This is a genomic window from Streptomyces sp. NBC_00461 (genome assembly GCF_036013935.1).
Classification (GTDB): domain Bacteria; phylum Actinomycetota; class Actinomycetes; order Streptomycetales; family Streptomycetaceae; genus Streptomyces.
The window spans coordinates 9,800,925-9,822,544 of sequence record NZ_CP107902.1 but is presented as its reverse complement, the minus strand read 5'-3'; the positions used below and the strand labels follow the sequence as shown (position 1 = coordinate 9,822,544).

The 21,620-nt window shown below is 70.8% G+C and carries 19 protein-coding genes; 11 read left to right on the top strand and 8 right to left on the bottom strand.

Translation table 11 applies throughout. The features are described from left to right. Positions 1–254: 254 nt before the first annotated feature. Positions 255–872, top strand: a complete 618-nt coding sequence (locus tag OG870_RS45400) for a TOPRIM nucleotidyl transferase/hydrolase domain-containing protein (RefSeq protein ID WP_266527751.1) — start codon at positions 255–257, stop codon at positions 870–872. A gap of 198 nt (positions 873–1,070) precedes the next feature. On the opposite strand, the gene OG870_RS45395 is transcribed toward OG870_RS45400, so the two are convergent. Then, the gene (locus tag OG870_RS45395) at positions 1,071–2,060 is read right to left on the bottom strand and encodes an ArsR/SmtB family transcription factor (RefSeq protein WP_327692185.1); all 990 of its coding nucleotides are present in this window, start codon (positions 2,058–2,060) and stop codon (positions 1,071–1,073) included. A 122-nt stretch (positions 2,061–2,182) separates the two neighbouring features. Here OG870_RS45395 and OG870_RS45390 point away from each other — a divergent pair, with 122 nt between their 5' ends. Both OG870_RS45390 and hemC read left to right on the top strand, forming a co-directional pair. Beyond that, the gene (locus OG870_RS45390) at positions 2,183–3,367 is read left to right on the top strand and encodes an MFS transporter (RefSeq protein ID WP_327692184.1); all 1,185 of its coding nucleotides are present in this window, start codon (positions 2,183–2,185) and stop codon (positions 3,365–3,367) included. 152 nt (positions 3,368–3,519) lie between these two features. Beyond that, on the top strand, positions 3,520–4,455 hold the full coding sequence (hemC, locus tag OG870_RS45385) for a hydroxymethylbilane synthase (RefSeq protein WP_266587823.1): 936 nt from the start codon (positions 3,520–3,522) through the stop codon (positions 4,453–4,455). Positions 4,456–4,482: 27 nt separating this feature from the next. Here the strand turns inward: hemC and OG870_RS45380 are convergent, their stop codons facing one another. The 4 genes from OG870_RS45380 to OG870_RS45365 form a co-directional block, all read right to left on the bottom strand. After that, positions 4,483–5,004 carry a hypothetical protein gene (locus tag OG870_RS45380; RefSeq protein ID WP_266527743.1) on the bottom strand — a complete coding sequence of 174 codons (522 nt, stop codon included), beginning with the start codon at positions 5,002–5,004 and terminating at the stop codon, positions 4,483–4,485. A gap of 190 nt (positions 5,005–5,194) precedes the next feature. Next, a complete protein-coding gene (locus OG870_RS45375) occupies positions 5,195–6,055 on the bottom strand; it encodes an ABC transporter permease (protein ID WP_327692183.1) in 861 nt (286 codons plus the stop codon). Then, positions 6,015–6,875, bottom strand: coding sequence for an ABC transporter ATP-binding protein (locus OG870_RS45370; RefSeq protein ID WP_327692182.1), 861 nt, complete (start codon positions 6,873–6,875; stop codon positions 6,015–6,017). The genes OG870_RS45375 and OG870_RS45370 overlap by 41 nt, the downstream gene beginning before the upstream one ends. Next, positions 6,872–7,324, bottom strand: a complete 453-nt coding sequence (locus OG870_RS45365) for a MarR family winged helix-turn-helix transcriptional regulator (protein ID WP_266527734.1) — start codon at positions 7,322–7,324, stop codon at positions 6,872–6,874. The genes OG870_RS45370 and OG870_RS45365 overlap by 4 nt, the downstream gene beginning before the upstream one ends. A gap of 255 nt (positions 7,325–7,579) precedes the next feature. Here OG870_RS45365 and OG870_RS45360 point away from each other — a divergent pair, with 255 nt between their 5' ends. Further along, entirely contained in the window at positions 7,580–8,374 is a 795-nt protein-coding gene (locus OG870_RS45360; protein WP_266527731.1) for a SigB/SigF/SigG family RNA polymerase sigma factor, read from the top strand. A gap of 34 nt (positions 8,375–8,408) precedes the next feature. On the opposite strand, the gene OG870_RS45355 is transcribed toward OG870_RS45360, so the two are convergent. After that, positions 8,409–8,741 carry an ANTAR domain-containing protein gene (locus OG870_RS45355; RefSeq protein WP_266527728.1) on the bottom strand — a complete coding sequence of 111 codons (333 nt, stop codon included), beginning with the start codon at positions 8,739–8,741 and terminating at the stop codon, positions 8,409–8,411. Positions 8,742–8,907: 166 nt separating this feature from the next. Between OG870_RS45355 and OG870_RS45350 the strand changes: the two genes are divergently transcribed. Further along, positions 8,908–9,711, top strand: a complete 804-nt coding sequence (locus tag OG870_RS45350; RefSeq protein WP_266527725.1) for a VOC family protein — start codon at positions 8,908–8,910, stop codon at positions 9,709–9,711. 3 nt (positions 9,712–9,714) lie between these two features. Here OG870_RS45350 and glgX read toward each other — a convergent pair whose 3' ends face one another. Both glgX and OG870_RS45340 read right to left on the bottom strand, forming a co-directional pair. Further along, positions 9,715–11,868 carry a glycogen debranching protein GlgX gene (gene glgX / locus OG870_RS45345; RefSeq protein WP_327692181.1) on the bottom strand — a complete coding sequence of 718 codons (2,154 nt, stop codon included), beginning with the start codon at positions 11,866–11,868 and terminating at the stop codon, positions 9,715–9,717. Continuing rightward, entirely contained in the window at positions 11,865–12,377 is a 513-nt protein-coding gene (locus OG870_RS45340) for a pep a2 (protein WP_266527719.1), read from the bottom strand. Before OG870_RS45340 ends, glgX begins: the two co-directional genes overlap by 4 nt. A 312-nt stretch (positions 12,378–12,689) precedes the next feature. On the opposite strand from OG870_RS45340, the gene OG870_RS45335 reads away from it, so the two are divergent. The 6 genes from OG870_RS45335 (at position 12,690) to OG870_RS45310 (ending at position 21,569) form a co-directional block, all read left to right on the top strand. Then, positions 12,690–13,028, top strand: coding sequence for a DUF5133 domain-containing protein (locus OG870_RS45335; RefSeq protein ID WP_266527716.1), 339 nt, complete (start codon positions 12,690–12,692; stop codon positions 13,026–13,028). Positions 13,029–13,101: 73 nt separating this feature from the next. Beyond that, positions 13,102–15,069 carry an alpha-1,4-glucan--maltose-1-phosphate maltosyltransferase gene (locus tag OG870_RS45330; protein ID WP_266587815.1) on the top strand — a complete coding sequence of 656 codons (1,968 nt, stop codon included), beginning with the start codon at positions 13,102–13,104 and terminating at the stop codon, positions 15,067–15,069. 25 nt (positions 15,070–15,094) lie between these two features. Next, complete coding sequence (gene treS / locus OG870_RS45325) at positions 15,095–16,813, top strand: maltose alpha-D-glucosyltransferase (protein ID WP_266842037.1); 1,719 nt, start codon at positions 15,095–15,097, stop codon at positions 16,811–16,813. 28 nt (positions 16,814–16,841) lie between these two features. Then, entirely contained in the window at positions 16,842–18,203 is a 1,362-nt protein-coding gene (locus OG870_RS45320) for a maltokinase N-terminal cap-like domain-containing protein (protein ID WP_266587811.1), read from the top strand. A 4-nt stretch (positions 18,204–18,207) separates the two neighbouring features. Then, positions 18,208–20,418, top strand: a complete 2,211-nt coding sequence (glgB, locus tag OG870_RS45315; protein ID WP_327692179.1) for a 1,4-alpha-glucan branching protein GlgB — start codon at positions 18,208–18,210, stop codon at positions 20,416–20,418. Between the two features lie 62 nt (positions 20,419–20,480). Then, entirely contained in the window at positions 20,481–21,569 is a 1,089-nt protein-coding gene (locus OG870_RS45310) for a glutamate--cysteine ligase 2 (RefSeq protein WP_327692374.1), read from the top strand. Positions 21,570–21,620: the final 51 nt, after the last annotated feature.

The following is a 21,620-nucleotide window of genomic DNA, read 5'->3' as shown; positions in this document are numbered from 1 at the left end:
TCGCTCCCCCTGAACACCGCCCGAGTCCCCCGTCCTTTTCCCCCTCCACTCCCCCACTCACTCCCTCATTCACCGCGGCTCACGAGCGCAGGCGTCCCGCTGCCGAATCCGGCGAGTCGTTCCTGGACGGGCGAGTCCCGCCGTGGCCACGGCAGCGTCCGGGCCGACCACCCGCGCTGAACTGCTCACCGACGACCGGGGCACCGGCCGAAATCCCCTGGCGCCGAGGCCGGTGGCGAGCCGAGACTCGTCGTATGGCTGACATGGGGTCGTTCCGGGAAGCGGTCACCGTCTGGGCTGCCGGTGGCAACGGCGACCTCGCGCGCGAGCTGTCCGCACGACTGCCCCTCCGGGCGGCGGTCCTGCTCGAAGGGCCGAGCGATGCCGCCGCGGTCGGCGCACTGGCCACGCGTCGGGGCCGGGACCTGGCGGCCGAAGGAGTCTGCGTCCTGCCGATGGGCGGTGCGATGAGCGTCGGCCGGTTCGCCGATCTCCTCGGGCCACCCGGTCTCGGCCTTCGTCTCACGGGACTGTGCGACGAACGCGAGCGTCCCTACTACGCCCGCGCCCTGGAGCGGGTCGGCGCGGCACAGGACGGCTTCTTCGTCTGCGCGGCAGATCTGGAGGACGAACTCATCCGCGCCCTGGGCGTGGCCCGGGTGGAGGAACTCGTCCGGGCGGAAGGCGACCTGCGCGCCCTGCAGACCTTCCTGCGACAGCCCGCACAGCAGGGCCGCACCGCACAGCAACAGCTGCGGCGCTTCCTCGGTACCAAGAAGGGGCGCAAGATCCGCTACGGCCGCGTCCTCGTCGAGGCCCTCGACCCCGACCGCGTACCCGCCCCGCTCGACTCCTTGCTCGCCGGCCTCTGACCGCTCGCCGACGTCTCGCGCGAACGCCATGCGCGTGTGCGTGTCGTCCAGCCGCGCCGCGGGCTTCCCACGGAATCCGAGCGAGCCCTTCGGCTTCGGTCCGGCGGCCCTGGGAATCGACCCGTCCGTCCGGCAGGACTCGACCCACGGGCCCGCCTGAGGCCCGTCTGAGATTCCGCCCGCCCTCGGGAGGCGCCCCTATCCGCCCGCCACCAGCGCGTCTCCCAACGCCGTGCGCCGGTACAGCACGTAGTAACCCTGGCGCCGCGCATCGAGCAGCCCTGCCGCGCGCAAGGCCGTCAGATGGGACGAGACAGTGGACGGGGCCAGGCTGTGCCGGACCGCGAGTTCCGAGGTGGAGGCGGGCATCGTCAGGCCGGTGAGCAGCGCGGCGCGGTGGTGGCCCAGCAGCCGCGCGAGGGCCTCGGGCGGCCGCGGTGCCGGGACGGTGTGCAGGCGGCCCATCCCCATGGCCGGGTAGAGGACCGTCGGTTGCCAGGGGCGCGCGTAGGCGCTGACCACATCCGGCCACACGAACACGCTGGGCATGAGCAGGATGCCCCGCCCGTCGGGCCGTTGGGCGACCGCCTGGTCCTCGTACATGCGCAGGGTGAGGCTGTGGCCGGCCCAGTCGACGGCGGGGTGCAGGCCGGTGAGCAGCGCGTCGAGGCCGCCGTCGGCGGCCTTCCGGGAGCGGTGCGCGATGTCGGCTTCCAGCACGGCGCGGTGGCGCGGCCAGTCCGGGGCGATCAGGGCGTGCCAGGCCAGTTCGGTGAGATCGGCGAGGCGGCGTACGGTGCCGGCCGGGTCGTCGAGGGCGGCGCGCCCCGGCGGTGACACGGTGAGGCCGGGCGTGCAGGCGAGCGAGCGGGCCATCTCGACGCGGGCGAGCGCGGGGTCGGTGGCACGCATCCTGGCCAGTTCGTCGTCGATGGAGGGGTACGGCTGGTCGGGCGGCGGGCCGAGGAAGTCCGGGGTGTAGCCGCCGGGGCGCGGGACGAACAGCCACAGGAGCGTGAGATCCAGGCCGGCCAGGGTACGGCCCGTCCGGCGCAGCCAGGCGCGGTGGTAGCCATGCCGGGACGGGCGGCGCAGCATGCGCAGGGCCTCGTGGGTCTGGCACAGGGGCGAGATCGCGAACCGGCAGCGCGTCAGGTCGGCGGAGCCCAGATGCAGGGTCAGCGGCAAGACGGCCTCCGTGGGCGATGCCGGTCGGATGCGATTCGGTCTGGAACGAAACAGTAGAAGCCCGTGCCGCGGGATCAGCACGCTTGCCCCGACTCTTTCCCGACACCCAGAAGGGCACCTGGATGGGCAGCGTACGTCCGGCCGCATGGCGCAGGAGCGCCGTCGTCGCGGCCCTGATGCTGGCGGCCTTCACCTTCAACACCGCCGAGAACCTCCCCACGGGACTGCTGTCGCTCATGGCGGCCGACCTGCGGGTGTCGCCCACGGCCGTCGGCGCGCTGGTCACCGGGTACGGGCTGACAGTGGCCGTGGTGTCGCTGCCGGCCGCCCGTCTCACCCGCTCCGTGCCCCGCCGGTACCTGCTCGCCGGGCTGCTGGGACTGCTGGCGGCTGCCAGCTGGGTGTCGGCGCTGGGGAGCATCTCGTACGCGCTGGTGCTGGCGGCGCGGGTGGGCACCGCGCTCGCGCAGGCGTCGTTCTGGGTGCTGATGGGGCCGGTCGCGGTCGGACTGTTCCCTCCCGGACGGCGGGGCCGCGTCATGGGGTTGCTGTCGGTCGGCGGTTCGCTGGCCACGGTCCTCGGCGTTCCGGCGGGGACCTGGCTGGGTGGTCGCGGCGGCTGGCACGCGCCGTTCGCGGTGCTCGGCGCGCTTGCGCTGGCCTCCCTCGTCGTCGTAGCCGCCCTGCTCCCGACCTCCCACCCCCAGGAGGGCCATGCCGCGTACGGCGTCGCCCCGGACCGGCGCCGGTTCTTCGTCGTCGTGGCCACCACCGCCCTGTCGGTGACGGGGGTGTTCGCGGGATTCACGTACGTCGTCGTGCTGTTGGAGGACGTCGGCGGGTTCGGCGAGGACGCGATGAGCGGCGTGCTGTTCGCGTTCGGGGCGGCCGCACTGGCCGGTGTCGCGCTCGCCGGACCGCTCCTCGACCGCTTCCCGCGCGCCACGCTCACCGTGCCGGTGGCCACCCAGGCGGCGGCCCTGCTCGGCCTCTACGCGGCAGCGAGCAGTCAGGTGGCGGCGGTCGCCCTGCTCATGCTGCTCGGCGCCTCGGTGGCGCCGGTCTTCATGGCGACGCAGAGCCAGGTCCTACGGGTGGCGCCGGGCCGCACCGAGTCGGCACTCGCGGCCAACTCGGCAGCCTTCAACGCGGGTGTGGCCGCCGGCGCCCTCCTCGGCGGAGCCCTGCTGCCGCTCACCGGCGCGCGCGGCACCTTCCTGGCCGGCGGGATGCTCACCGTGGGCGCCCTCGCCGTGCTGACCTGGCCCGAGGACAAGCCGGTACGCGCGGTCGCGGAGTCGCGGTAGACGCGTGGGGTGCGTGTGCCGGGCCTGGTCGCTGTACACGCCGGAGCCCGGCAGTCCGTACGGGGCGCGTCCGCGCATTCCTGTGGCGTGATTCGGGTCGCGATCGAGCGGTACCGCACGGGCGCCCTGGTTCAGGGGTCTATCGTGTCCGCATGTCCGTCCCCGAACTGATCCGTATCGTCTCCCGCGACTCGCCCATGGCGCTCGCCCAAGTGGAGCGTGTCCGCGCCGAGTTGGCGGTCCTGCATCCCGGTGTGCGCACCGAGGTCGTGCCGGTGAAGACGACCGGTGACAAGTGGATGGGCGCCCTGTCCATGGTGGAGGGCAAGGGGGCGTTCACCAAGGAGGTGGACGCCGCGCTGCTCGCGGGCGAGGCCGATCTCGCGGTGCACTGCCTCAAGGACGTGCCGGCCGACCGGCCGCTGCCGGCAGGCACGACGTTCGCCGCGTTCCTGAAGCGGGACGACATCCGTGACGCCCTGGTCCATCCGGGCGGCCTCACCCTGGACGAGCTCCCGGACGGGACCCGGATCGGTACCTTCTCGGTGCGCCGGGTCGCCCAACTCGCCGCCACCCACCCGCACCTGGAGTGCGTGCCGTTCCGCGGGAACGCCAACCGGCGGCTCGCGAAACTGGCGGCCGGCGAGGCGGACGCGCTGCTGCTCGCGGTGTCGGGCCTGGAACGCATCGGCCGCGAGGACGTGATCAGCGAGATCCTCTCCCCCGAGGCGATGATGCCGTCCATCGGCGCGGGCATCCTCGCCCTGCAGTGCCGGGAGGGCGACACCGAAGTCATCGACGTGGTCAGCGGACTCGGTGATCCGGACACCCACCGGGAGGCCACCGCCGAGCGCATGCTGCTGCACGTCCTGCAGGGGCACTGCAACAGCCCGATCGCGGGGTACGCGCGCATGGACCACGGCGGCGAACTGTCGCTGCGGGCCTGCGTGTTCACCCCGGACGGCAAGACCCGGCTCAACGCCCACGAGTGGGCCGGCCGGCTCGACCCGGCGACCCTGGGCACATCGGTCGCCGTGGCCCTGCTGCGTCAGGGCGCCCGCGAGCTCATCGACGGCATCCCGCACTGAGCGGGCAGCGGACCGGGCGGGCGCGGCTCAGGCCGTGCCCTCTTCCGCCTGGTCCCTGAGGAAGTTGCTCACCTGGTGGGCCAGGCTGTCCCGTGCCGCACCCGTGTGGGCGCCGACGGCGTCCTCGTGCATTCCGATACCGCCGGCCCACAGGCGGCGGTCGGCCCACTCCTCGTCGACCCGCAGCTGGATCTGCACGTCGACCTGGCCGAGGCCGGCCTCGGGGCCCGCCGCGAACAGCACGGCGGTGGCCCGGCGCAGCGGATAGACGTCGAAGCCCTCGATGAACTGCGAGTTGCGCCAGTCGATGAACGCGGCCTCACCGTCGGGGCCGATCCGTACGTCGATCTGGCCGTCCTCGAGATGGATGGTGGAGTGCCCGCTGCCACGGTTCTCGACGGTCACCCGGACACAGAAGTACGTGAGTCCCTCGGCCGCGTCGTCCCGTCCGCGCGGCGGCTCGGCGGCTTCCAGACGGTGGACGCGGACACGCAGGCCGGCATGCTCGTCGTACTCCTGCCAGTCCCCGACCACGTTCGGCTCGTACACAGTCCACCTCTTCGACCTCAGAGAGCTGCTTCCTATCTGTGCGCTCAGTGCACTGTCAAATGAGCAGAATGCGCTGTGGCCAGCGAATTCACCCCCTTGATCAGTGATCAAGCGCTGCGCAGGAAGAACTGACGGACGGGCGGGACGGACGGGCACACGCGCGTGCCGCACATCACGTTCCGGAACATGATCAGCGGGCCAGCCGGCCGAGGAGCGAGGACGCGGCGGTGATGCCGAGCGCGGCGGCCACGAGCAGCACCCCGAAATCGAGGGCCATGTGCGCGTGCGTGCCGAGGAGAAGGCCGCGCAGGGCGTCCACTTGGTAGCTCAGGGGGTTGATCTTGCTGATGGCCTGGAGCCAGCCCGGCATGATCGAGACGGGGTAGAGGGCGTTGGAGCCGAAGAACAGCGGCATCGTGATGGCCTGTCCGATGCCCATGAGGCGGTCGCGGCTGAGGACGATGCCGGCGATGGACATCGACAGGCAGGAGAAGAAGGCGGATCCGAGGATCACGATCCCGGCGACACCGAGCAGCTTCAGCGGGTTCCAGGTGAGCGCCACTCCGAGCAGCGCGGCGATGAGAACGACGACGACGGCCTGGATCAGGGACTTCACCCCGGCCGCGAACGCCTTGCTGGTGATCAGCGCCGAGCGCGGAGTCGGCGTGACCAGCAGCTTGTTGAGGATGCCCGCGTCCCGCTCCCAGATGATCTGGATGCCGTAGAAGATGGCGATGAACATCGCGGACTGGGCGATGATGCCGGGCGCCAGGTAGTCGACGTAGGGGATGCCGCCGGTGGGTATCGCCTTGATCCGGGTGAAGGTCTGTCCGAAGATCAGCAGCCACAGGGCGGGCTGCACCGCGCGGGTGTACAGCTCGGTGCGGTCGTGGCGCAGCTTCTGCAGTTCGACGGCGCACATCGCCCCCACCCGGGCGGGCAGCACCCGCCAGCCCGCGCGGGGCTGGGGCGGCCGCAGAAGAAGGTCGATGCCGTCTGTGCGCGTGGGGTCAGCCGACGCGGTTCGCGGTGCGGCGGGTGCTTCGGACATCGCGGAAATCTCCTGCCTGGTCGTCGAGGCCACTGCCCGCGACGTCGCGGAAGACGTCCTCCAGTGTGGGCAGCGGGTCCGTGGCCCCGGCGCCGGCGGCGCGCCGGCGCTCGCCGAGCCCCTCCCTGAGCTCGTCCGGGGTGCCGAGGGCCCGGATGCGGCCTCGGTGCATCAGGGCGACCCGGTCGCAGTACTGGTCGGCCTCGTCCATGTAGTGGGTGGTCACCAGCACGGTCATGCCGGTGGCGGTGCGTACGGCGTTGATGTGCTCCCACACCCCGGTGCGGGCGATCGGGTCGAGGCCGATGGTCGGCTCGTCGAGGATCAGCAGGCGGGGTGCGCTGACGAGTGCCTGCGCGAGTTCCAGCCGGCGGACCATGCCACCGGAGTAGGTGCCGGCCAGCCGGTCGGCGGCGTCGGTGAGGTCCACGGCGTTCAGGGCCTGGCCGACGCGGTCGGCGCGTTCGCCGCGGGGGACGTCGAAGACGCGGGCGAAAAGTGCCACGTTCTCGCGGCCGGTGAGGCCCGCGTCGGCGGACAGTTGCTGCGGCACGTAGCCGAGCAGGCGGCGTACGGCCATCCGGTCCCCGGCCGCGTCATGGCCGAAGACACGGACCATTCCGGCGGGGACCGGCAGCAGCGTGGTGATGCACCGGATCGCGGTCGTCTTCCCGGCGCCGTTCGGGCCGAGCAGTCCGAAGACCTCGCCCTCCCGCACGGACAGTTCGAGTCCGTCGACCGCGTTGGTCTCACCGAAGGTGTAGGCGAGTCCGGTGCAGGTGACGGCCTCGGCCCGACCGGTGTCAGCGTCCTGCGTCATGACTCCTCGGCCTCCTCGTGCAGGGTGTCGGCCAGCTCGCGCAGGGCCGGAACGGCCGCGCGCAGTGCCTCCCGGTCCGTCTCGTGGAGACGGGACAGCCCGCCTCGTACGAGTTCGGCGCGCCGTTTGCGCCACTCGCTGAGGCGGGCCTCGGCCGCGGGAGTCGGCATCAGCCGGGCGGCGCGCCGGTCGGCGGGGTCGGTCTCGCGGACCAGATAGCCCTGCCGGGACAACTGGTTGACCAGCGTCGACACCGAGTTGCCGGCCAGGTGCAGCTCCTTGGCGGCGTCGGAGATGCCGACGCCGGGCCGGGTCACGACCAGGCGCAGCAGTTCGACCTCGGCGCCGCGCAGCTGCGGGGCGATCTGGGGGCGCAGACGGCGCCGGAGAAGCCGCTGGACGCCGATGAGGGCGTCGATCAGCTCGTCCGGGAAGGTTTCCGGTTCCACGTCAGCAGATTACCTCTGTAGCAGAGGTAATGATCCCAAGGGACGGTCAAGCAGACGGTCAAGCACATACCGGGTTCGCACTCTTCGTCCGTTTTGTTTTAGAAGTTCCTGCTCTGGGCATCTGCACTACGTGCTTCGGACTGGAGGCACGTCCGTGGGAGCCGATCAGGCTCCGGACGTCCTTCGCCGTTCCGGGTCCGTATCTCCCATGGTGTCTGTCCGTCCTCTCGGCACCGTCCCAGGGAGGTGCGCACGATGCGTGTCACCGGCGGCAGAGCGAAACCACACCCGCACGACGACGCCCCCGACACCGCCGAAGCCTTCGAACGACTCGCCCGGCTGCCGGACGGTCCGCAGCGCCGGCGGCTGCGGGACGACCTGGTCCGGGCCTGGCTGCCCATGTCCGAGCGGATCGCCGTCCGCTTCAGGGGACGCGGGGAGGCCCTGGAGGACCTCTATCAGGTCGCGGCACTCGGACTGGTCAAGGCCGTCGACCACTACGACCCCGACCGCGGCCACGCCTTCGAGGCGTACGCGGTGCCGACCATCACCGGCGAGATCAAGCGGCACTTCCGCGACCACATGTGGACGCTGCACGTGCCGCGCCGGGTCCAGGACCTGCGCAACAGGGTCCGGCAGTCCGTGAAGGAGCTGTCCCAGACGATCCCCGGGCGTGGACCCACCGTCAGCGAGATCGCCCGGCACGCGCAGCTGAGCGAGGCCGAGGTGCGTGCGGGGATGGAGGCCCTGGAGTGCTTCACCGCGCTGTCGCTGGACGCCGAGATGCCCGGCACCGACGGATTCGCACTGTCGGACGCGCTCGGCAGCACCGATCCGGCCTATGACGTCGTCGTCGACCGCGTGGCCGTCGGGCCCTGTCTCCTGGCTCTGCCGGAGCGTGAGCGCACCATCCTCTATCTCAGGTTCTTCCGGGGCATGACGCAAAACCGCATCGCAGAGCAGCTCGGCATCTCGCAGATGCATGTGTCCCGCCTGCTCAGCAGCTGTTTCGCGCAGCTGCGCGAGGAACTCCTCGCGGGGGCCGGCTGAGCCGCGGGCGTCCGACCCCGCGCGGCCCGTCGCCTCACCGCTCGGGTGGGGCCCCGGGGATCTGCGTGGGGCCGTAGCGGTCCAGGGCGTCTTCCAGTTCGGCGCCGATCTCCGGGGGCATCTCGCCGTTGCGGCCCCAGATGAGAATGAGTTCCGCGACATTCCGGAGCTTGATGTTCGTGTGCTGGGACACCTCCTTCAGCACGGCCCACCCCTCGTCCGGCGTCACCCGGCCCAGGGCGACCATCATCCCGATGGCCTGGTCCACGACGGCGTGCGAGGCGACCGCTTCCTTCAGCTGATCGACCTCTTCCTGCAGTTCGAAGATGCGGGCTGTCTCGTCGGCGGGTTCCGGTGCCTGTGCCACTCGTCCATAGTGGCACCCGCCCGGCCCCCTGCCACCGGGTGACGGACGGCCGGGCAGCCGTTTCGGCCCCACTCCGGGGGTACTCGACAGGCGGCCGGAGCGGTTCCGGTTGGACACTGGTACGAAACCGGTGGCCGCCGGTGGACGAGACCAGGACACGACTGCCATGAACAACGACACCTCAGGCCCGCGTGGTACGACGAAGGTCGTGTCCTCGGACTCCGTGTCCGGGGCACCCTGCTGGGTGAGTCTGACCAGCCGTGACCGCGACGCCACCGAGGACTTCTACCGGGCCGTACTGGGCTGGGAGTGGCGCCCCGCCAAGCTGGGTGACCGCTTCCGTATGGCACTGGTGAACGGGACGCCCGTGGCCGGGCTCGCCGCCGTCGCCGACATGTGGCAGATGGCGGTGGCCTGGACGGTGTACTTCGCCGTGCCCAGTGCGGACGAGGCCGTGGCGCGCGCGCAGGAGCGGGGCGGTACGGCCGCCGTCGGGCCGATCTCGTTCCCGCCCGGGCGGGCGGCGCTGCTGGCCGACCGTGACGGGGCGACGTTCGGGATCTGGGAGGGAGCGCTCGTCGGCGACTGGGAGAAGTGGCGGCACTCGGCCCCGACCTTCATCAGGCTGCACACGCGCGACGCCTTCGACGCCGCGATCTTCTACGGCGAGGTCCTCGACTGGGCGTCCGAGCGGCCCGGCCGCGTCGAGGTCCACTACGAGGGCGGCGAGGTCGTGCTGCGCAGCCAGGGCGACATCGTGGCGCGCATCGAGTCCGGCGCCCTGGGTGCGGCCCCCGATCCCACCATTCGGCCGCACTGGCAGGTCCATTTCGCGGTCGAGGACGTGGCGGCCTGTGTACGGGCCGCCGAGCTGCACGGCGGCAGCGTCCTGTCGAAGGGCAACGACGAGGCGGTGCTGCGCGACGCCGACGGCGCACAGTTCACCGTGACGTCGCGCCGCGAACGCTGACGCTCAGCCCGCGGTACGGGCGGGGCGGGTGAGCAGGACCAGGCTGCGCGCCTCGACGCTCATGACGGTGCCCGCCTTGTGCTCCGTCTCGTCGGGGGCGTCCCCCAGGACGGCGGTGTCGAGGAGCGTCGTCCAGCGTTCGCCGTACGTGACGTCCGGCAGCCGGAACTCGACCGGCTCCCAGTAGCTGTTGAGCAGGAGCAAGAACGAGTCGTCCACCACGGGACGGCCGCACGCGTCGGGTTCCGCTATGGCGTCGCCATTGAGGAAGACGCCGACGGAGTGCGCGTCGGGGCGCTGCCAGTCCTCCTCCGTCATCTCCCGGGCGTCCGGCGCCAGCCACACCAGGTCGGGCAGCGGCTGGCCTGGGTGCGTCGGGGTGTCGCCGCGGAAGAACCGGCGGCGGCGCAGGACGGGGTGGGCGGCACGCAGTCCGATGACGTGGCGGACGAACTCGCCGAGTCCCCGCTGTTCCCCGGTCAGCTCCCAGTCGATCCAGGAGACTTCGTTGTCCTGGCAGTAGGCGTTGTTGTTGCCGCCCTGGGTGCGGCCCAGTTCGTCGCCGTGGCTCAGCATCGGGATGCCCTGCGAGAGCAGCAGGGTGGCCAGGAAGTTGCGCTGCTGGCGGCCGCGCAGTTCCCGTACGCCCGGGTCGTCGGTCTCGCCCTCGACTCCGCAGTTCCAGGACCGGTTGTCGCTCTCGCCGTCCCGGTTGCCCTCTCCGTTGGCCTCGTTGTGCTTGTCGTTGTACGAGACCAGGTCGCGCAGGGTGAATCCGTCGTGCGCGGTCACGAAGTTGACGCTGGCGCGGGGGCGGCGCCGGCTGTGCTGGTAGAGGTCGGAGGAGCCGGTCAGCCGGGAGGCGAACTCGCCCAGCGTGTGCGGCTCGGTGCGCCAGAAGTCCCGCACGGTGTCCCGGTACTTGCCGTTCCACTCCGACCACAGCGGCGGGAAGTTGCCCACCTGGTAGCCGCCCTCCCCCACGTCCCACGGCTCCGCGATCAGCTTGACCCTGCTGATCACCGGGTCCTGCTGGATCAGGTCGAAGAACGCCGACAGCCGGTCCACCTCGTGGAACTGGCGGGCCAGCGTGGCCGCGAGGTCGAAGCGGAAGCCGTCGACGTGCATCTCGGTGACCCAGTACCGCAGCGAGTCCATGATCAGCTGCAGTACGTAGGGGTGCCGCATCAGCAGGCTGTTGCCGGTGCCGGTGGTGTCGTAGTAATGCCGCCAGTCGCCGTCCACCAGGCGGTAGTACGAGGCGTTGTCGATGCCGCGGAAGGAGAGCGTGGGGCCCTTCTCGTTGCCCTCGGCGGTGTGGTTGTAGACGACGTCGAGGATCACTTCGAGGCCGGCCGCGTGCAGCGCCTTCACCATCGACTTGAACTCGGTGACCTGGTGGCCGCGGGTGCCGTGGGCGGCGTAGGCGTTGTGCGGGGCGAAGAAGCCGATCGTGTTGTAGCCCCAGTAGTTGGACAGCCCGCGGCCCTGCAGCACACCGTCCTGCACGTACTGGTGCACCGGCATCAGCTCGACCGCCGTCACGCCCAGGTTCTTCAGGTGCTCGACGACCGCGGGATGCGCGAGTCCGGCGTAGGTGCCGCGGAGTTCGGGCGGGACGTCGGGGTGGGTGCGGGTCAGGCCCCGTACGTGGGCCTCGTAGATGACGCTGTCGGCGTACGGCTGCCGCGGCGGTCTGTCGTCACCCCAGTCGAAGGCGGGATCCGTGACCACGCCGAGCATGGTGTGTCCGGCGCTGTCGGACCGGGAGCGGCCGCTGGGCGAACGCTCGAAGAGGGAGGCGTGGTTGTCCACCTGCCCGTCCACCGCCCGGGTGTACGGGTCGAGGAGCAGCTTCGCGGGATTGCAGCGGTGGCCCAGGTCCGGGTGCCATGGCCCGTGCACCCGGTAGCCGTAGCGCTGCCCTGGTCCGACGTCCGGCAGGTGGCAGTGCCAGACGAAGCCGTCGACCTCGGTCACCGGGACACAGCGCTCGTTGCCCTGGTCGTCGACGAGGACGAGCTCGACGTGTTCGGCGACCTCGCTGAAGAGGGCGAAGTTGGTGCCCTTGCCGTCGAAGGCGGCGCCCAACGGGTAGGGGTGCCCGCTCCAGACGGGCACCCCTGCCTTTGACCTGCGGCGGCGCTTCGCGGTCACCGGGCGTCCTCCAGGAGGCCGTCCGACGCGCGCACCTGACCGGCCAGCACCGTGGCCCGCACCTCGCGGGGCACCTTGAGGACCTCGCGCAGGTTCGGCGCGGGGGCCAGGGGCACCAGGGGCATCCGCTCGCCGGCGCGGGCCCGCTGCGAGAACCAGATGACCTTGCTGCCGTTGTCGGTGGCACAACAGCCCCAGCCGTCGCTCATGGCGGCGATCCGCTGCAGGCAGGCGCGCAGATCCAGGTCCGGACGCAGCTCGCTGTCGTTCTCCGCCACGGCGGTGATCAGGTGCTGTCCGTTCCACCACATCTCGATCGACGTGTTCTTGTCCGTCGCGTGCTCGTCGATGGCCTTCAGCAGCAGCTCGGCGCCGCTGCAGACGGGCTCGACCAGTGTCTCGAGATCCCAGAGCCGGAGGTGTGCGGCCAGGATGCGCCGAACCTGCCCGACCCGTTCCGGACTGACTTCCACATCTAGGTGGTAGTAGCAGGGCACTGCGGTCTTCATCGTCGTTGGCTCCTCACCGGCGAAGCTCCCGCTCTCCTCGCCCCTGCGGGACGAGCCCCGTACGCAAAGCGTGAGCGTTGATCGCTCCTGAGTCACCTCAAGAGTGGGAGCACTACGCCATTCGTGCAACACGAGCGCACTCGGGGTGACCGACACCCCGGATAGTTGAGGATCCAACAAGACGTTGGGTCACTGTACGTGCACCATGTGTGAAGACCTCGATGCCCGTAACGGATCCGTGCGTGCCCACGCACGGCCGCCGCCCGACGGTCGGGAGACGTGCGATCGAGCCCCCGGAAAGTGAAGGGCGTCATGCTGCTACCGGCCAAAGCCGAGGTGGCCCGGCAACTGCGGCGGTATCGGGCCTGGGAACGCGTCATGCTCGCGTCCCCCGCCGATCGCGCGGTGCGAGCCACTTTCGAGGACTCGGGCTACACGTTGTGCGTACTGATGGGCAAACGCTGTGCCCGCGAGGCCGCGGACGCCGCCGAGCGCTATCTCCGGTCCACCCTCGGCGCCTACCTCGGGGAGACCGAAGAGCTGCCCCGAACGGCCGGCTACCTCCGGGAGTCCGAAGAGCTGCCCCGAACCGGTGCCGCCGACATGCACGGTCCGCCGAAGGCGCACCAGCACTTCGCCGCGGAGAGGTAACCCCTCCGCGGCACAGCTCGTATTCCCCGACCGGGCAGACGGCCCGGTCTCCAGCACGACGGAGGTGAGACCCATGAGTTCGACTCCGGCCATCGGCCGCATCCCGGTGCGGGACGTCCGCCCGGCGGTGGACTGCGGAAGGCACCCGGCCAAGGCGGTAGCGGGAGAGACGTTCGAGGTCAGCGCGACCGTGTTCCGGGAGGGGCACGACGCGGTCGCCGCCAACGTCGTACTGACCGATCCGGAGGGCCAGCACGGCCCGTGGACGCCGATGCGGGAACTCTCCCCCGGCTCCGACCGCTGGGGCGCCGAGGTCACGCCCACCTCCGTGGGCGAGTGGACGTATCGGGTGGAGGCCTGGAGCGACCCGGTGGCCACCTGGCGTCGGACCGCCCGCATCAAGGTCCCGGCGGGCATCGACACCGGCCTGGTTCTGGAGGAGGGCGGCGACCTGCATGAGCGGCTGGCCGCCGGGGTTCCCGAGGGCCCGTGGCGTGCGGCGGTGCTGGCGGCGGCGGCGACCCTGCGCGACGACTCGTTGCCGGTCGCCACCCGGCTGGCGGCGGCGTTGACGCCGGAGGTGGACGCGGTGCTGGCCCGGCATCCGCTGCGCGAGTTCGTCACCGCCTCGCAGACCCTGCCGCTGCTGGTGGAACGCGAGCGCGCCCTGTACGGCGCCTGGTACGAGTTCTTCCCCCGCTCCGAGGGCACCCCCGCCGTCCCGCACGGCACCTTCCGCACCGCCGCCCGCCGGCTGCCCGCCATCGCCGCCATGGGCTTCGACGTGCTCTACCTGCCCCCGATCCACCCCATCGGCACCACCTTCCGCAAGGGCCGCAACAACACCCTCTCCGCCGGCCCCGACGACGTCGGCGTGCCCTGGGCCATCGGCTCCCCCGAGGGCGGCCACGACGCCGTCCACCCCCAGCTGGGCACCCTCGACGACTTCGCCTGGTTCGTGCGCCAGGCCGCCGACCACGGCCTGGAGATCGCCCTCGACTTCGCCCTGCAGTGCTCCCCCGACCACCCCTGGGTGGCCAAACACCCCGAGTGGTTCCACCACCGCCCCGACGGCACCATCGCCTACGCCGAGAACCCGCCCAAGAAGTACCAGGACATCTACCCGATCGCCTTCGACGCCGACCTGGACGGGCTGATCACCGAAACCCTGCGGGTCCTGCGGCTGTGGATGGACCTCGGCGTGCGGATCTTCCGGGTCGACAACCCGCACACCAAACCGGTCGTCTTCTGGCAGCGGGTGATCGCCCAGATCAACGCCACCGACCCGGACGTGATCTTCCTCGCCGAGGCGTTCACCCGCCCCGCCATGATGCGCACCCTGGCCCAGACCGGCTTCCAGCAGTCCTACACCTACTACACCTGGCGCACCGGCAAGCAGGAACTGACCGACTACCTCACCGAGCTGTCCGGCGAGACGGCCGCCTACATGCGGCCCAACTTCTTCGTCAACACCCCCGACATCCTGCACGAGTTCCTCCAGCACGGCGGCCGGCCCGCCTTCGAACTGCGCGCCGTGCTGGCCGCCACCCTCTCCCCCACCTGGGGCATCTACTCCGGCTACGAACTGTGCGAGAACACCCCCCTGCGCGAGGGCAGCGAGGAATACCTCGACTCGGAGAAGTACCAGCTCAAACCCCGCGACTGGGAGACCGCCGAACGCGAGGGCCGCACCATCACCCCCCTCATCACCAAACTCAACACCGTCCGACGGCGGCATCCGGCTCTCCAGCGGCTGCGGAACCTCCGCTTCCACCCCACCGACAACGACATGGTCATCGCGTACAGCAAGACCACGGGCGGGGACACGGTTCTCGTCGTCGCCAACCTCGACCCGCACCACACCCAGGAGGCCACGGTCTCGTTGGACATGCCGCAACTCGGCCTGGAGTGGCACGCATTCATGTCCGCGCACGACGAACTGACGGGTGAGACCTATCACTGGGGCAGAACCAACTATGTGCGCCTGGATCCCGGGCGGGCCCCGGCACATGTGCTCCACGTCCAGCAGTCGTCCGCGTAGCCACTGATCGGAGAGTCACAGCGACATGTCTGTCAACCAGCCCGTCCCGGACACCTTCGAGGACACCCCCGCCAGGGACCGGGACCCGGAGTGGTTCAAGCGTGCGGTCTTCTACGAGGTCCTCGTCCGCTCCTTCCAGGACAGCAACGGCGACGGCGTCGGCGACCTCAAGGGCATCACCGCCAAGCTCGACTACCTGCAGTGGCTGGGCGTCGACTGCTTGTGGCTGCCCCCGTTCTTCAAGTCGCCCCTCAAAGACGGCGGTTACGACGTCTCGGACTACACGGCCGTCCTGCCGGAGTTCGGCGACCTGGCCGACTTCGTGGAGTTCGTCGACGCCGCGCACCAGCGCGGCATGCGCGTCATCATCGACTTCGTCATGAACCACACCAGCGACCAGCACCCGTGGTTCCAGGAGTCGAGGAAGGACCCCGACGGGCCCTACGGCGACTACTACATGTGGGCCGACGACGACAAGCAGTACGCCGACGCGCGGATCATCTTCGTCGACACCGAGGCCTCCAACTGGACCTTCGACCCGGTCCGGGGCCAGTACTTCTTCCATCGGTTCTTCTCCCACCAGCCCGATCTCAACTACGAGAACCCGGCGGTGCAGGAGGAGATCCTGGCCGCCCTGCGCTTCTGGCTGGACCTGGGCATCGACGGGTTCCGCCTGGACGCCGTGCCCTATCTGTACGCGTCCGAGGGCACCAACTGCGAGAACCTGCCCGCCACCCACGCGTTCCTCAGGCGCGTCCGTCGTGACATCGACACCCACTATCCGGACACGGTGCTGCTGGCGGAGGCCAACCAGTGGCCGGAGGACGTCGTCGACTACTTCGGCGACTACCAGTCCGGCGGGGACGAATGCCATATGGCGTTCCATTTCCCGGTCATGCCGCGCATCTTCATGGCCGTACGGCGGGAATCCCGCTACCCCGTCTCGGAAATCCTCGCCAAGACCCCGGCGATTCCCTCGGGCTGCCAGTGGGGCATCTTCCTGCGCAACCACGACGAGCTGACCCTCGAAATGGTCACCGACGAGGAACGCGACTACATGTGGGCCGAATACGCGAAGGACCCGCGTATGCGCGCCAACATCGGCATCCGCAGGCGGCTCGCCCCGCTCCTGGACAACGACGAGAACCAGATCGAGCTGTTCACCGCCCTGCTGCTGTCCCTGCCCGGCTCGCCGATCCTCTACTACGGCGACGAGATCGGCATGGGCGACAACATCTGGCTCGGCGACCGCGACGCCGTACGCACCCCCATGCAGTGGACGCCCGACCGCAACGCGGGCTTCTCGTCCTGTGATCCGGGCCGGCTGTCCCTGCCGCCCATCATGGACCCCGTCTACGGCTACCAGGTCACCAACGTCGAGGCCTCGATGTCCGATCCGTCCTCGCTGCTGCACTGGACCCGCCGGATGATCGAGATCCGCAAGCAGAACCCGGCCTTCGGCCTCGGCTCCTTCACGGAACTCCCGTCCTCCAACCCGGCGGTCCTGGCCTTTCTGCGGGAGTACGGGGACGACCTGGTGCTGTGCGTCAACAACTTCTCCCGCTTCGCGCAGCCCACCGAGCTCGACCTGCGCGCCTACGACGGGCGCCACCCCGTGGAGCTCATCGGCGGGGTGCGTTTCCCGGCCATCGGCGAGCTGCCGTACCTGCTGACCCTCGCGGGCCACGGCTTCTACTGGTTCCGGCTCACCCGAGTCGCATCCCGCATCGGCCGACGACCCTGAGCGTGAGGCGAGGAAAGGACGCGTCACCATGCAGAAGACCGCATCGCTCCGTCCCAGATGCAGCGTCGCCACCGGTCCCATGGCCTCGCTCGCCGGGCTGCTGCGCGAGTGGCTGCCGCGGCAGCGCTGGTTCGCGGGCAAGGACCGGCCGGTCACGGACCTCGGTCTGCTGTCCGTGACCGAGCTGTTCCCGGGCTGTCTGCATCTGCTGGTGCACGCCGGTCCCACCGGGGTTCCCGCGCCCAGCGGTGCCGCGCCGGCCGGTGACTGCTACCAGCTGCTGCTCGGCGTGCGCAAACACCTGTCGCCGAGGCTCGGCCGGGCGCTGATCGGCAGGGCGGAGACGGGACCGCTGGCCGGCCTCATGGTGTACGACGCGCTGCAGGATCCGCGTTCGGCGCAGTTGCTCCTGGAGCGGCTGCGGCGCCCCGGCACGGCGGGTCCGCTGTGCTTCGAGGGCGACCCGTCCGTGCAGGTGCCCGCCGGGCTCGTGCCGCGGGTGCTGGAGGCCGAGCAGTCCAACTCCTCGCTGGTGTACGGCGACGCGTTCATCCTCAAGGTCTTCCGGCGCATCCAGCCCGGCGTCAACCCGGACCTGGAGGTGCCCGGGGCGCTCGCCGAGCAGGGCTGCGGGCGGGTACCGGCGCCCGTGGCCTGGTTCCGTACGACACATCCGCAGGAGGCGACGCTCGGCGTACTGCAGCCGTTCCTGCCCGACGCCTCCGACGGCTGGGCGCTGGCCCTGCAGGCGCTCGCCTCCGGCGACGACTTCACCGTGCAGGCCCACGAGCTGGGCCGGGCCACCGCGGACGTGCATCTCGCGCTGGCCGCGGCCTTCCCCACCGGGGCCCACGACGAGAGCGCGCGGACGGCGGCGGCGATGGCCGAGCGCCTGGACTCCGCGGCGCACTGCGTGCCCGCGCTGCGTCCCCATGTACCGGGGCTGCGCACCGCCTTCGGCGCGCTGGTCGCCTGCGATCCCGGCCCGCCGGCCCAGCGCATCCACGGCGACCTGCACCTGGGCCAGGTGCTGCGGGCCGGCCGGGACTGGTTCGTCATCGACTTCGAGGGCGAGCCGTCCCGCCCTCTCGCCGAGCGCCGCAGCGCCCAGTCCCCGGTGCGCGACATCGCGGGCATGCTGCGCTCCTTCGACTACGCCGCCCGGCAGCGCCGGCCCTGGCGCCCGGAGTGGGCCCGACGCTGTCGCGAGGCGTACTGCGCGGGCTACGCCGAGCGGGCCGGCTGGGACCCGCGCAAGAAGCACGGCCTGCTGCGTGCCTATGAGACCGACCGAGCCGTGTACGAGGTCCTGTACGAAGCCCGGCACCGACCGGGCTGGCTCCCCGTACCCATGGCGGCGATCGAACGTCTCGCCGTAAGAGGAGGCTGAAGACGTGGCACTGCGTGACACCTCGCTCCCCGAGCCGTCCGGCCCGCTCATCGCCAGGAGCGCTGCCGCTCCTGCGCTGGACCCCGGCGACCGCGAACGCCTGCTCACCGGCCGGCACCATGATCCGCACGCGCTGCTGGGCGCCCACCCGGTCGCGGGCGGCATCGCCTTCCGCGCCCTGCGCCCGTACGCCCGCACGGTCGGTGTCGTCGTCGGCGGGGAGCGGCACCGGCTGGCCTCCGAGGGCGACGGCCTGTTCTCCGGCGTGCTGCCCCTCGACACGATCCCCGAGTACACGCTGGTGGTCGGGTACGCGGACGGTGAGCACGAGACGGCGGACCCGTACCGCTTCCTGCCCGCGCTCGGCGAACTCGACCTGCATCTCATCCGTGAGGGCCGGCACGAGCAGCTGTGGAAGGTGCTCGGCGCCGAGCCGATGACCCACGACGCGGTGGCGGGCACCCGGTTCACCGTGTGGGCGCCGAACGCCCAAGGGGTCCGGGTCGCCGGGGAGTTCACCTGCTGGGACGGGACGGCGCTGCCGATGCGTTCGCTGGGCGCGGCCGGGGTGTGGGAGCTGTTCGTGCCCGGCATCGGTGAGGGCGCCCGCTACAAGTTCGAGATCACCTCCCGCTACGGCGGCCGTTTCCTCAAGGCCGACCCGATGGCCCGCTGCACCGAGGTACCGCCCGCGACGGCGTCCGTGGTGACGGCCCCGCACTACGAGTGGGGCGACGCGGAGTGGATGGCACACCGTGGGGACATCCCGGTGCACGAGGCGCCGTTCTCGGTGTACGAGATTCATCTGCCGTCCTGGCGACCGGGGCTGACGTATCGTCAACTCGCCGAGCAGCTGCCGGCGTACGTGAAGGACCTCGGTTTCACCCATGTCGAGCTGATGCCGGTCGCCGAGCACCCCTTCGGGCCCTCCTGGGGCTACCAGGTCACCTCCTACTACGCGCCGACCGCACGGCTCGGCAGCCCCGACGACCTCCGGCACCTGATCGACGCCCTGCATCAGGCGGGCATCGGCGTGATCATGGACTGGGTTCCCGCCCACTTCCCCAAGGACGACTGGGCGTTGGCGCGGTTCGACGGGGATCCGTTGTACGAACCGGGCGACTCGCGGCGGGCCGAGCACCCGGACTGGGGGACCTACGAGTTCGACTTCGGGCGCGTCGAGGTGCGCAACTTCCTTGTGGCGAACGCCGTTTACTGGTGCGAGGAGTTCCACATCGACGGCCTGCGGGTGGATGCCGTGGCCTCCATGCTGTACTTGGACTACTCGCGTGACTCGGGCCAGTGGACGCCCAACGTGCACGGTGGGCGCGAGGACCTGGACGCGGTGGCGTTCCTGCAGGAGATGAACGCGACCGTGTACCGGCGGGCACCCGGTGTGGTGACCATCGCCGAGGAGTCGACGGCGTGGGACGGGGTGACCCGCCCCACCGAGAGCGGTGGTCTGGGCTTCGGGCTGAAGTGGAACATGGGCTGGATGCACGACTCGCTCGGCTACATGGAGCACGAGCCGGTGCACCGCAAGTACCACCACAACGAGATGACGTTCTCGATGGTGTACGCCTACAGCGAGAACTACGTCCTGCCCATCTCCCACGACGAAGTGGTGCACGGCAAGCAGTCGTTGGTGTCGAAGATGCCGGGCGACTGGTGGCAGCAGCGCGCCAACCACCGCGCGTACCTGGGCTTCATGTGGGCCCACCCGGGCAAGCAACTCCTGTTCATGGGCCAGGAGTTCGCCCAGGGGTCGGAATGGTCACAGGCGCACGGCCCGGACTGGTGGCTGGTCTCTTCCGGCTACGGTGCGGAGCCGGATCACCGCGGCGTCAGGGACCTGGTCCGCGACCTCAACTCCGTCTACCGGGGCACACCGGCTCTGTGGCAGCAGGACACCCGGCCGTCCGGTTTCCAGTGGGTGATGGGGGACGCCGCCGAGGACAACGTCTTCGCGTTCCTGAGGTTCGCCGCCGACGGCACCCCGCTGCTCGCGGTCTCCAACCTCTCCCCCGTCGTCCGCCACGACTACCACCTCTGGGCGCCCGACTCCGTCCCCGCCTGGCGGGAGGCCCTCAACACCGACGCCGCGCGCTACGGCGGAAGCGACGTCACCAACCCGGACGATCTCAAGGTGGTGGAGGGCAGGATCACCCTCACGCTGCCGCCGCTCGCCACCGTGTGGCTGACCCCGTTGGGGTGACGATCGGCGGGGTACTCGGTGACGTCGTAGCCATGGCGATGTCGCAGAGAGGCGGCCTGAAGGTGCGGACCGTCGGAGTGGAGGAGGAACTCCTCCTCGTGGACCCGGAGACCGGTGAACCGAAGGCGCTGTCCGCCGCGGTGCTGGCCCGGGCGGAGCAGGACGACACCGACGAGGGGGTGTTCGAGAAGGAGCTCTACGGTCAGATGCTGGAGTTCGCCACGCATCCCCAGGCCGAGATGGCGGACCTGAGCGCGGAGATCGTCCGCTGCCGCAAGGAGGCAGCACGGCACGCCGGGGAGATCGGGTGCACGGTGGCCGCCCTCGCCAGCTCGCCGCTGCCGGTGAGCCCGACCGTGGGGAAGGGCACCCGCTACCAGTGGATGGTGGAGCAGTACGGTCTCGCCGCCCAGGAGCAGCTGGTGTGCGGCTGCCACGTCCATGTGGCCGTCGACTCCGACGAGGAGGGCGTCGCGGTCCTCGACCGCGTCCGGCCCTGGCTTTCGGTGATCGCGGCACTCAGTGTCAACTCCCCTTTCTGGCAGGGCAAGGACAGCCACTACGACAGCTATCGCAGCCGCGTGTGGCAGCGTTGGCCCTCGGCCGGGCCGACCGAGCTCTTCGGGTCGGCCGAGCGCTATCACCGCCGCGTGGCGGACATGGTCGCGAGCGGGGTGATCCTCGACGAGGGGATGATCTACTTCGACGCGCGCCTGTCCCAGACGTACCCCACGGTGGAGGTCCGGGTCGCGGACGTGTGCCTGCACGCCGACACGGCCGTCCTCGTCGCGCTGCTGACCCGGGGCCTGGTCGAGACGGCCGCGCGCGAGTGGCGGGCGGGCCACGAGCCGGCGGACCACAGCGTCAGCCTGCTCCGGATGGCCGCCTGGCAGGCCGCGCGCTCCGGTCTCGCCGAGGAGCTGCTGCACCCCGCGACCATGCGCCGGCTGCCCGCCGAGACCGTGGTGCGTGCGCTGGTGGAACACGTCGGCGACGCGCTCGCCGACAGCGGTGACCTGGAGCGCGCCGAGGCGACCTGTGCCCGGCTGCTGAACGGCGGCACGGGCGCGCGGATTCAGCGCGACCTGCTCGCACGGACCGACAGTCTGCGGGACGTTGTCACGACGTGCGTGCGACATACACAGGAGTAGTCATCACGGAACCGCAACTTCCCAGGTTCCGGTCACCATCCGCACTGAGCT